The 10,691-nt window shown below is 58.3% G+C and carries 13 protein-coding genes; 5 read left to right on the top strand and 8 right to left on the bottom strand.

The window, feature by feature from the left end; all coding sequences use genetic code 11:
* The first annotated feature begins 760 nt into the window (after positions 1-760).
* The 4 genes from JKG68_RS28710 to JKG68_RS28695 all read left to right on the top strand — a co-directional run bounded on the left by JKG68_RS28710 (position 761) and on the right by JKG68_RS28695 (position 3,335).
* Positions 761-1,069: a hypothetical protein gene (locus tag JKG68_RS28710; protein WP_202065448.1), complete on the top strand. Its 309-nt coding sequence runs from the start codon at positions 761-763 to the stop codon at positions 1,067-1,069.
* Positions 1,070-1,279: 210 nt separating this feature from the next.
* Positions 1,280-1,417 carry a hypothetical protein gene (locus JKG68_RS28705; RefSeq protein WP_202065446.1) on the top strand — a complete coding sequence of 46 codons (138 nt, stop codon included), beginning with the start codon at positions 1,280-1,282 and terminating at the stop codon, positions 1,415-1,417.
* An 11-nt stretch (positions 1,418-1,428) separates the two neighbouring features.
* A complete protein-coding gene (locus JKG68_RS28700) occupies positions 1,429-1,659 on the top strand; it encodes a hypothetical protein (RefSeq protein ID WP_202065445.1) in 231 nt (76 codons plus the stop codon).
* A 1,367-nt stretch (positions 1,660-3,026) separates the two neighbouring features.
* The gene (locus JKG68_RS28695; RefSeq protein WP_246515996.1) at positions 3,027-3,335 is read left to right on the top strand and encodes a hypothetical protein; all 309 of its coding nucleotides are present in this window, start codon (positions 3,027-3,029) and stop codon (positions 3,333-3,335) included.
* Positions 3,336-4,291: 956 nt separating this feature from the next.
* Here JKG68_RS28695 and JKG68_RS28690 read toward each other — a convergent pair.
* From JKG68_RS28690 to JKG68_RS28660, 7 genes are all read right to left on the bottom strand, one after another.
* Complete coding sequence (locus JKG68_RS28690) at positions 4,292-4,498, bottom strand: hypothetical protein (RefSeq protein ID WP_202065444.1); 207 nt, start codon at positions 4,496-4,498, stop codon at positions 4,292-4,294.
* Positions 4,495-4,776, bottom strand: a complete 282-nt coding sequence (locus JKG68_RS28685; RefSeq protein WP_202065443.1) for a hypothetical protein — start codon at positions 4,774-4,776, stop codon at positions 4,495-4,497. Before JKG68_RS28685 ends, JKG68_RS28690 begins: the two co-directional genes overlap by 4 nt.
* Positions 4,776-4,991, bottom strand: a complete 216-nt coding sequence (locus tag JKG68_RS28680; RefSeq protein WP_202065442.1) for a hypothetical protein — start codon at positions 4,989-4,991, stop codon at positions 4,776-4,778. The genes JKG68_RS28685 and JKG68_RS28680 overlap by 1 nt, the downstream gene beginning before the upstream one ends.
* Positions 4,988-5,431, bottom strand: a complete 444-nt coding sequence (locus JKG68_RS28675) for a DUF5681 domain-containing protein (RefSeq protein WP_202065441.1) — start codon at positions 5,429-5,431, stop codon at positions 4,988-4,990. Before JKG68_RS28675 ends, JKG68_RS28680 begins: the two co-directional genes overlap by 4 nt.
* 266 nt (positions 5,432-5,697) lie before the next feature.
* A complete protein-coding gene (locus JKG68_RS28670) occupies positions 5,698-7,140 on the bottom strand; it encodes a phage/plasmid primase, P4 family (RefSeq protein ID WP_202065440.1) in 1,443 nt (480 codons plus the stop codon).
* Entirely contained in the window at positions 7,140-7,979 is an 840-nt protein-coding gene (locus tag JKG68_RS28665) for a DUF7146 domain-containing protein (protein WP_202065438.1), read from the bottom strand. Before JKG68_RS28665 ends, JKG68_RS28670 begins: the two co-directional genes overlap by 1 nt.
* Before the next feature lie 88 nt (positions 7,980-8,067).
* Positions 8,068-8,238: an Arc family DNA-binding protein gene (locus tag JKG68_RS28660; RefSeq protein ID WP_202065436.1), complete on the bottom strand. Its 171-nt coding sequence runs from the start codon at positions 8,236-8,238 to the stop codon at positions 8,068-8,070.
* Positions 8,239-8,310: 72 nt separating this feature from the next.
* Here JKG68_RS28660 and JKG68_RS34360 point away from each other — a divergent pair, with 72 nt between their 5' ends.
* Positions 8,311-8,688 (top strand): Arc family DNA-binding protein, encoded by a 378-nt coding sequence (locus JKG68_RS34360; protein WP_312891020.1) that lies wholly within the window; start codon positions 8,311-8,313, stop codon positions 8,686-8,688.
* Positions 8,689-9,423: 735 nt separating this feature from the next.
* On the opposite strand, the gene JKG68_RS28650 is transcribed toward JKG68_RS34360, so the two are convergent.
* Positions 9,424-10,407, bottom strand: coding sequence for an ABC transporter substrate-binding protein (locus JKG68_RS28650; RefSeq protein ID WP_202065434.1), 984 nt, complete (start codon positions 10,405-10,407; stop codon positions 9,424-9,426).
* Between the last annotated feature and the right edge of the window lie 284 nt (positions 10,408-10,691).

Below are 10,691 nucleotides of genomic sequence, written 5' to 3'. Positions count from 1 at the left end.
GAAGGCCCACCAGGCAAACCACCAAGTGATCCGCCGTCGATGAAGCTTATTTAGCCAACCCCCGTTCCGATGTCAACGCCCTTCAGAAGTTATTTTCAGATTTCCTGCGAGCCACTGTTAACCATGTTAAGTATAGACAACCACAGGCAAAGAAGTAACGTCCGCAGAAACAGCATTGTTTCTGCGTTGATCTTCGTCGAACGATCCAAAGACCTTCGACTCCTATGCGGATTGTCGCCAGAGGAGCCAAGTGAATACTTCGAATACACTTCGAACTTTCACTCACTCATGGCAGAGCCGGACACAAGGAACTTCGCTCTCAGAACCTGCGCTCAAGCCCATCAGGCCTCGAACTACGCGCGTCTGAAGGCGCAACATCGCTCCCGCGCAAGGGCTCAGGAACTGATGGTCACCGTGTCTGGATAAAGGCGCTCACCTGCTCTCGCGGTGGCGCGGGGAGGGGACACATAATCGATCTCCCGGCGAATGCAAGGGAGATTTATCACGCGCCCACACAGCCTCATGCAGCCGGATCCAATCGAGTTGATCGATTGAAGATACCAGAGAAATCAGAGGAGGCTTTCGAGGCCGGCCGGATCGGCAGCGCCCACAGCAGAGATATGGTGATGCCAGCTAAAAGTTCAAGCAGACTAAGGCGACGTTCGTTGCGACTGAAGTGGCAGGATCGAAGGAGGTGCAACGGCGCTCCTATCCATCAGAGCGTTAGGCGGATCTCAGGCCTTAGGTCGATACTGGGACAATGCGAACCCTTATCCTTGTGGTCAGCCTTCTCAGCACCACTCCCGTCCTCGCCCAGGACACTCCAGCCATCTGGCGGGATCCCGAAAGCGGATGCACCTACTTCAGGCTTGGGGACCCCCTGAGCCTTCGCTTTCAGCGGGACGGGCTGCCCGACTGCCCAGATGCGAGACATGAGACCAGCTTACTCTCCAATGGTCAGGCAGCAGTCAGCCGCGACGACGTCCGTGACGTCACCCGGGCTATCGAGGGTCTGAGCCGGAGGCTCGACGATCTCAGGCGAGAGTACGAGCGCAGGGGGCGCTTCTAGCCCCATCTCGAGAAAGCTACGGTCTTCAAAGAAGGAGACAGCCGCGCTTGGAATTAAGAGCCATCCCAAACCCGTGAAACGACTGTTGCCGGTGTCTTTGTGACCTCATCCAGCTTTAGGGTGAGAGAGCCAGTTCAGCGCAGCTAATATTGGCAACAGGCAGAGAGCCCTTTACGGTATCCATCAGGCATGCCGATTGAGAGGGTATCTATGACCCACAAGGATCGACTGACGCTCTATGGCCGGATCGGGCTCATCCTGGCCTCCTTTGCTGTCATCGGCGGGGTTGTTGCTGAGCCCCTTCTCAGGCCCTTGTGGTCCCCACGGCTGACGGTGGCCCAGCGGTAGGAGACATCGGCATGCGAGACCCTCCTGACGTGAGACGAGCGCTCCTGGACTACAAGGCCGCTCTGGAGAATGCAGCCCAGGCACAGGAGGACATGGCCTCGCGTCTGGCTCTGTTGGCCGACGAACTGGAGCAACATGGGCAGCCTAAGCTCGCCAACAATCTTCAGCGGACGTGCCACCAGCATAGAGCCTCCAGTATCAAGAACCGTGCGCTCGCGGCCTCTCTGATGGTACCTGATTAGGCACACTCTCTAGCACCGCTACACCACACCTCGCTTCCGCTGACGCGGGCGGGGATGAGGTTTCGCTAGCCAACCTTTGGGACATCATCCCCTGGTGGCTCAGAGGGCTCAGGCGGCAGATCAGGTGCGTCGTCTGGTTCTGTCTCTGGGACTGGCGTCGGCAAATCCGGCTGTAAAGGCACAGGAATGTCCGGCTGCGGTGTGTCGGGATGGGGAATGTCGGACACTGATGCTCTCTCCCTTCACTGAGTACCTGGAGGCGGAACATAGGGCACGTCGTCAGGCGATAGCTCCCCGTGATCCGATGGGGTGCCGTCTTCTGGAACAGGATCAAGCTCTGGGAGCTCAGGTAAGGGAGTCGGTTCCGGCAATATAGGATCGTCTGGTTTCGGATCCCGTGGATCTGGACTGCCAACCATTTCGCGCTCCATGAAAGCTGTCTCAAAGGAAGAGTTCACATGGGCGCCAGTTCCCTGATGCTGACAATCACCGTGCGGACTTCGGCACAGGTGAGGCTCCGCCCTATAATCCAAACTCCGACCGATAGGGGACCCTCGTGCACGTCTTCGGCGCCTTTGAACTCGACATCCAACCCGGCACCCCCGACAACCCGCATCCGTCAGGATTGCCCTCCTGCGCTATACGAGGGGCGAGGACGAGCGCCTGCTCATCACGCCGGAGTGCTCGTCCTTCGAGGAACTGGAAGGGCAGATCAATTCCCTCCAGGACGAGCTGGACGAGATCCGCGAGAGAGCCCGCCGAGCCTTCCAAGTTGCCTAGTCCAGAATACCCATCCGTGAGTGGGCACGCGAACGCACACGCCCAACATATGTAAATGAACCCAGCCCCGGGCGACGGCACCCTCCTGCCAGCATGAAAGTAACCTGGCAGTCTGGCCGCATTGGGAGCGGATTCACCCGAGAAGAGGATGGTCGGCTTGTCTTCGTGGACGGCAGGCTGGCGGCTATTCTGGTGTGTCGCTCCGACCACACCGAGCCTAACGGCAGGAGCCCCTGGTTCATTGATGCCGGGTTTGGCCCTATAGGCGGGCTGCAAGAAACGTTCCCGAGCTTCGAGGATGCGGCAACCTGGATCCTCGGGCGCTTCAAGAATTGGGAATACCTCATGCGCCGGAGCAGTGCGCGTCATTAGGAGACCACAGGTGGCCCATCCCGCCCAGAGGCACGGCTTCACATCCAAGGCCCCGAATGGCGGAAAGCCTCAGTTGTAGCGGGCGTGCTGAAGGTACGACAAGCCATCTGAACCGCCTACCACTTCCGAGCAATACAGGGCAGCCTCCGGGTTCAGTAGACTTTGCTGAAGGCGTCGCGAGTCAAAAGCATAACACTTGCCATGGAAGGCACGCCATGACGGCTGATCGACACATTCTGCCACGCGCAGCGGAAGCGCACGAATACGCCTACAACCTGTTCAGAAACAAGCAGCGGCCTGAAATTGTCTGCGCCGTGCCGGAGGTTCGCCCGGTTCCTCACTTCATTGACCCCGAGCAATGGACATTTGAGCAGCCCCTGCGCCCTCTGGAAGCTCCCCCACCAGGCTTCGACAGTAAGGCAGCTTATGCAGGCGTGCGGTTCAATGGCTTTTACCTGTTCCACGCCCTTGCTGCTGCTCCAGGCTTCAGAACCGCCTTTGAGCTCGTCTCAGGAACTCTATAGCCGCCTTTTCCTATCTCCGGGATGGTGTACATGCCTAGAGAGCTAAATCCTTGTCAGCGGCCACCGCAGCGGACTCATCGCGTCCTGTAACACCTGAACGTGGCTTCGCAACGAGTGCGTTGATGTTTGAATCAGATGTCTAGGGTGCCCCGGACGCCATTCCCCACACTCTGCGCAAACGATTCAAAGCCACGTGCAATCGTTACTCAAACCCATAGTAATGGGGGGAGGAGCTTCGAGCCGTGTCGTGATCTAGCCACAGTCAAGCTGCACCAATCCGGCAAATACAACGACACAAGGGTGCGGAATGACAAGAAGGAATTTGGTTGCTGTCTATGGGCTGTTTAAGTTCATTATTGCAGCATTCGTATTCATTGCCGCTGTCATCGCAGCGCCAGTCCTGCCGAAGTTTGGATCACCTGTCGTGGCTGCTTCCAAATCACATCACGCGCCAGACCTTCACCTGCCTATTGTGCCCGCAGGCTTCAAGACGAACTAGCCGCAAGCTCGTTCTTCAGAGCGCCCCAGCCCAATAGGGTGACAATCGCCTCCCGCAGGTCATCCGTACAGACGAAGGGGATTCCTTGTTCCCGGCACCAGGCTGCAAAGGACTCCTGTTCCTCGGCCATGGCTCACCCTGGCGCTTCAGCTCCAAGGCGTGCAGCAAGCCTCCCGGGGCGACCAGGAGGAAGTCAGGCCAGCCCCGTTGCAATCCCATGGCCTTCAGTTTCGCAGCCGTGCGCGGGTCTCGCTTCTCTCCAGCCGGGAAACGCGTTCACCTCCAATCAGGACGAGCGAACGCCCGGAGATGGTCTGCAACCGCACGATGGAGAACGAACTCCTTGGGAGCAGGCGCCTTGGGCTCCCGATAAGCCCGGGGCTCGCCGCGAGCGGGGAATAGAGGAAGGGACCGCTGCTTGGCCATCAGAGCCCCTGGCGGGTTAACGTCGCCTGGCTCATCGCACCCGCTCAGGGACTTCGACCCCCACCAGGCGAATGACCATCAGATTGTCCCCTTCGGCCCATTTTGGGGACGCCTTCAGGGCAGCGGTCTGCTGCTCCTCTTCCTCGTCACTGGCCACCATGATTGTGTGCCACTTGTCGGTGTTCTTCGGAACCTGCTGTTCCAGGCTCTCAAGGCGTTTCGGGATGGCGCGGTTCATCGGGTAATCCTTCCGTAGTCATGGAGCCTGCACCCGTTCATGGCGACATAGGCCAGCAGATCCGTCATCGTCCTTCCTGTGGTGAAGGGTTCGGCTTGGGCGAACGTGTGGACCTGCACGAAGACGTCCCCGGGATGGGCACCATGCCCCTCGAGGAAGGCAGTCCGCTTCTCCTGAAACTCCTCGTCACCGTGAGCTGGGATGACATGCACCACGCCGTCCCGGTGGGAGACAACGGCCTCCAACTTCGCCAAGCGGTTGAGCGTCGTCCGGTTCATCAGGCAACTCCCTCCTGCGAGCGGGGAACCCCCGTAATGATCCGGTAGATGAAATTGTCATCTTCCGAGACCGTACCCGATGCGACGAGGGCAGCCTGCTTGGCGTCTGCCTCCTCCTGGGAATGGGCGACGATCCAATGCAAGGGACGAGGCCCCTTTTTGGCTGACGCCATGGCCTCCAGCCGCCCAATCCGCGATAGAATGGCCTTGCTCATCTCTGCCCCTGCATGGCTTCCAGCTTGTCGAGACGCTGTTGGATCTCGTGCAGCTCCACCGCTTTGGTGAACCCATCCACGAGCTTTGACAGTTCGCCAGCTTCTCCGGGAGTGATGTTCCCGTTGGCTACCGCATCAGCCAAGGCTGCGGTTGCCTTCACGGCGTCACCCACCTTCTCCAACTTTGGCATGGCAAACATCACAGGCCGCTCTTTTCGAGGCGGCAAGATCCGGTCCATGCAAAGGCGCATGGCCGTCGTGTCACCCATGAGGGCCATCTCAACAGCTTTCCGGGCGATAGCCTCGGCCTCGCCATCCAGGAGGGCCTCCAAGGCCATTGTCGCCTTGTTCCTTGAGCCTCTGGGCCGGCCGGGATTGCCCTGTTGAAAGGGTCTGCCCCGCGTATTCTCCCCGTTTTTTCGCAATCCAGAAACCGACATCGAGCACTCCAAATGCAAGGTATTATGATACCACACATTTGCACGATTGTCGACTTCGGATCGAACTGTGACGCACCTCTTGAACGCCGTGAGACCTTCATCAGGCCGAAGAGACGAGGCTGCCCCGCCTTTTACGCGGGAAGTTGGCCCGGAAAAGGTGACAGGTGACAGGAAGTGACGTGTCACCTGCCTTATCAGCCCTACGCACGCACGCGTATAGCAGGTATCGGCTATTGGTTGTCACCATGCGTCACCTGTCACCTCCGCTACTCCTCCGCACCCGGGTACTCACGGGGCTTGAGCACTACACCCTTGAACCCTCGGCTGGTTTTTGTCCGGTAGTACTCAAAGCCCCTGCGCTGCATGTTCTGCTTGAATGCCTTGGCGTCTCCCGGATCCTCACCTGCATTGGTCGCAAAGACCCGCCACGAGGTGAACAGCAGGGACTGCCCAGCCTTCTTCAGGGTCTTCGGGGCTCCTGGTTCACACTCACACTCCTCCTCAAGCCAATGCGCAAAGGTATCCTGCTCGGAGAAGTAGACATCCGTAGCCTCGGCAACGCTGCGGGGATAGGTAAGGCCGCTTGTCTGCCAGTCCAAGCAACCATCGATCATCCATCTAAGAATGGCCGGCCATTCGATCTTCAGCTTCTCTTCAAGCTGCCGATCTGGATTGGCTGGCTTATGAATGAACGGAACAATCCGGAGACGGCGCCGCATTGCCTCGTCAACGTTCTTAAGCGCAGGCTTATGATTGCCCACAATGGTCAGCTTGAATGCCGGCCTGAACGTGAAAAAGTCCTGCCGCATGAAACGGGCTGTAATCGGATCCCCGCCCGTCATCTGCTTGATCCGCGCTTCCGCCCAGGCTCGGCCCTCTTCAGTCTCCGAGGCGGTCACAAGCCGCGCGCCCCGCAGCATGGCAAGATCGGTTGTTGGCTTATCCCATTTCGAGGCAGTCAGTGTCTCCATGGCTGCCGTTGCGGCATAGTCATTGAGGATACCCGTTAGGACATTCAGAAAGACACTTTTTCCGTTTCCACCCGGCCCATGAACGAACAAGAGAGACTGCTCCCTCGTGTCTCCAGTGAGGGCGTAGCCACACCATTGCTGAAGGAGCCGGATCAGCTCTTGATCCCCGTTCGCGGCTTCTTCCAGGAAGGCAATCCAACGCGGGCAACTTGCTGTCTCCGCAGGGCCGACAGCCGTTAGCTTGGTAAGCCCCTCTTTTGGATTACTTGGCCTGAGACTCCCTGTCCTCAGGTCAACGGTTCCGGACGGTGTGCCGAGGAGGAATACATCATTATCCCAAGCATCCATCGTAACAGCGAAAGCCTCGTCGGACCGGGCGAACCGTTCAACGCCTGCCGCGAAGCTAACCTTGCTCGTCACGTATCTAATTTTATCTGGTTGGGTGATTGCCAATTTACGAGCTAGCTCACGAGCCCATTGGAAGGCAGCCCCGGTCTTGTTGGGTGTCCAGCTTGTGCCATCCCATACGAACCATGCGCCAGTGCTGTGGCAGTAGCGCAGTCGATCACTGTAAGTTTCGGCAAACTTCTGAGCCGTTCCATCTTCCGTAACGATCTCGTTCGCTTTGGCAGCCCAACTCGACCGCTTCACCTTACTCTGCGCGCCCTTAGCCGGAGTGAACTCCTCAAAGTGAAGGATATCTGCCGCTTGATTAGATGGGGGTGTGATTTTGGCCATTAGGCAACCTTCCCTTGCAGGGCATCATTTACGTCGCTGCCGAACTTCGGGCTGGCCACAATCACCACGCGACCTGCCTCGTGCCAGCGTGTCCCGCAGGTGTCGATGGCTCGGGCGTTCGCACCCCTTTTGTCTGTCTCAGCAAGGAGGGTTATGGCATCAATGCCCGAGAGCACCTGGAACGTCTGGATGCTCCCTACGGAGCCAAGAGCCCACACCGGGCGAAGACCGATCTGTCGGGCGGCGAGGCACGTCTCAATGCCCTCGCCAACAACAAGACCCATTGTCACCGCCTCACCGGGATCGAGCTTGATGGCGGCCTCTTTGGCATCACCAAGCATGCGTCGATCTACCTTGCGGCCTTCTGGGGTTAGTCTCGTGCGGTGGACGGCCTTGAGCCTGTCTGTGTGGATGCAGCGCATCGCAGCAACCATGGCCGGAACCCGAAGGGTGGTGCCGCTCTCGTCCTTCCAAGGACAGGCTGGATGGTATCGCAGGACTGCATCCGCCACATCGTCGGGATACGCCAAGCCCCTGCCGCCGTCTTCCTTGGAGCGGGTGAGATAGGCCTCTACGATGGTGCCGCGTGGGTCACAGGCTTCTTCCCAGAGAGCCAATACACGTGATTGGAGCCATGCGGCCTTGCGGTTTTCGTCCTCACTAGGTCCGGTGTGCACGATAATGGGACAGAGCACAGGCGCCTGATCCCGGGACGATGGAGCCCAAGCGGGAAGCCCTGCCGCAGTCCGAACATGGTCCCGGCACTGGATTTCATCGTCACCCGAGAAAGATATAACCCAGAAGCCCTCTCGATATTGGGGATCCAAATGAACCGACATGCTGCGGTCCTGACGACTGTGGCCTGGGCCAGGAGCAAGAATGCGATTGCGTGATATCACTTGGCCGCCAAGGGTACGGGCAAGGTTTCTAGCGTCCACTAGATTGCGCCCCTGCTACTCGTTCCATCCGGTTCCGGATCGCACGGATGACTTCCGAGTTCTGAGAGCTGCCGTTGCGCTTCGCCTGCTCGGCAATGAACACCTTCACATCATCCGGCAAGCGAATAACCAATTTTTGCGCTTGATCACTCGGGTACATGCCACACTCCTATAGTAGCGACTTGACACATCTGTGTATGATGTCATAATGACATAATGTCAACTCGCTACTATGGTGAAAATGTCAGATCGCTACTATGGCTTGGCTATGACCAAGAAACCGCCCGCCCCTAGCGACGTCGCAGACAAGTTCATGCTCCGGATGCCTGAGGGAATGCGCGACCGCATTGCCGCTAAGGCAGAAAAGAACCACCGCTCAATGAACGCCGAGATTGTCGCACGGCTGGAAGAAAGCCTTGGTGCGGACGAAAAATATACCGTGCAGCAGATCAAAGGCTTACTCGATGCTGATGCCACTGAGGCTATCGTGAAGGAGATCCAACGAGCTGCCGAGCTGGCTATTGCCCGGGTGGCTGAGGAGCGGCAAGCAACAGTATTCATTCGAAATGAAGGGCTCCGCCGCAGAGGACAGAAAGAGCCAAAGGATTAAACCTATTATTGGGGAGATGGCGCATACCCTTCTGCGTACGCAAACATCACGAAACGCCCGGCAACCTCCACTACACCTGTCACACACATCACACCTTAAAAACAGCCGAGTAGGGGCAATTTAAGCTCTTGGCATCACCTCCGCCGCTTCGCCCGGCCAGTAGGCACCGACGTCTCGCTAGCGTCAGCTCGGTCAGGTACATCTCCGGCTATTAGGAATAAAGTGATCCATGTGAGGTACGGCCATTGCTCTGAAGCAAGTTCCCCCAAAGCCAGCTATGCTTCTCCAAGCCGGGCATTAGCGTAATTTCTGTTCCTGAACCAAGCGAGGAGAGGCCGGGTCCAGGTACATTCCCGGCCTCTCCCATACCCGACGAAAAACTCCCCCGCCGGCTGCGACCAACGAGGGAGGGCTTCAGTTCAGGAGTAGGTTTACCTTCAGAGGCGGATTGAGCCCGAGGGGGGAGGAAGGACCAATCCACGGTTCCGAGCATGCGCCCTCCGCTGGAGCGCGGCCTTGATCCAGGTTAAACGGAGCCGCAGGTTTAGGCCGGCTTGGCTGCAAGTTGCTGTCAGTATTCGCGCCGGCGCTGAGGCGCTCGCGGGAGCCGATTTTACTGCATAGCCGGCGCGGCGTTCCATAAGTCAGCGGGAACACTTCACGAATACCCTAAGTCGCGTTCCATACAGGCGCTTATCAGAATTCCGCGGCCTCATTTATGCCCACACGGCGCTCTCACTCAATGATCTCATCGGCTTGGACCAGAACAGCATCAGGCACCACAAGTCCCAGCGCCTTTGCCGCTTTGAGATTGACGACAGTCTCAAACGTCACCGGTCTCTGCACGGAAAGGTCGCTCGGCCTCTCACCCTTCAGAATGCGATCAATGTAAGTTGCTGCTCGCGCCCATAGGTCGACAAAATCAACCCCATAGGAGATCAAACCGCCACTCGTTGCATGCGCGCGGAGAGGATAAATCGCAGGCACCCGATGTTGTGCCGCGAGGTTGGACACCTGCTGGCGGTGAACCCACAGGAAAGAGTCCGGCATCGAAACCATGCCCCAACCTTCATCGCCACTGACCCGTGACAGAGCGCTCTCAATGTCAGCACTCGTCTGGACAGGGGCCGGAATAGCCTCAAGGCCGAATGACGGGGCTGTTGCCTTGAGCCGTTCCAGATACAGAGATTGAGGTGCGGTGTTGGGATTAAACAGGATGAGGGCCTTTGCCGTCTGAGGCGCAATGCCCTTGAGCAGTTCGTACCACTTGTCCACCATGCTGGGTTCGGTGCTGCTGAAGCCGGTGATATTCCCGCTCGGACGGGCGAGGCTGGCCACAAAGCCATCACGTACAGGATCAGAGACGCCGATGAACACGATGGGGATTGTCCGTGTCGCCTGCTGAAGCATTCTTAGCCCGGCTGTGCTGGCGCCGATCAGGACATCCAGCTGCAACCTCGCAAGGTCATCGGCAAGCTCCTTCGTGATCACCCCTCCTGTGGCTCGGCGGATCTCGAACTGGAAATTGCGGCCTTCGATCCATCCTAGCTTCTGGAGGCCCTGCACGAGAGAGCCGAAATAGCGTTTCGACTCAGGGTCATTCTCGCTACCTGAGGTGAGAACGCCAATCCGCCGGAGCCGGTCAGGCTGCTGGGCGCGTGCGCCAAAAGACCATAAGACAGCACTGCCACAGGCTGCAATGAACTCCCGACGCCTCATCTGATCCCTTAGCCCTCGGTGACAGGATGAGCTTACCACGTCCTAAAGAATGTCTGAACGAGGGTGAGGGTAACTGAGAGAGGTCTCCCTTGGTCTTCTAGACGCCAGTCACCAGCCAGGGACGGCTCCCCTGTTCCATACACGGCCTTCCGCGAAGTTGGGCCGTGGTCATCTTAGGCATGAAGAAGTGGCTTCCATCCGCGGATTTGCCGGTCGGAGCAAAAGCGTGGGGGATCTCCGAAGATCCACCAGTAGCCGACACCTGCCGCAGGGTTGATGGTCCA

The sequence above is a fragment of the Microvirga aerilata genome, from assembly GCF_016743775.1.
GTDB classification, from domain to species: Bacteria; Pseudomonadota; Alphaproteobacteria; order Rhizobiales; family Beijerinckiaceae; genus Microvirga; species Microvirga aerilata.
This window is presented reverse-complemented; position numbering and strand designations above follow the sequence as displayed.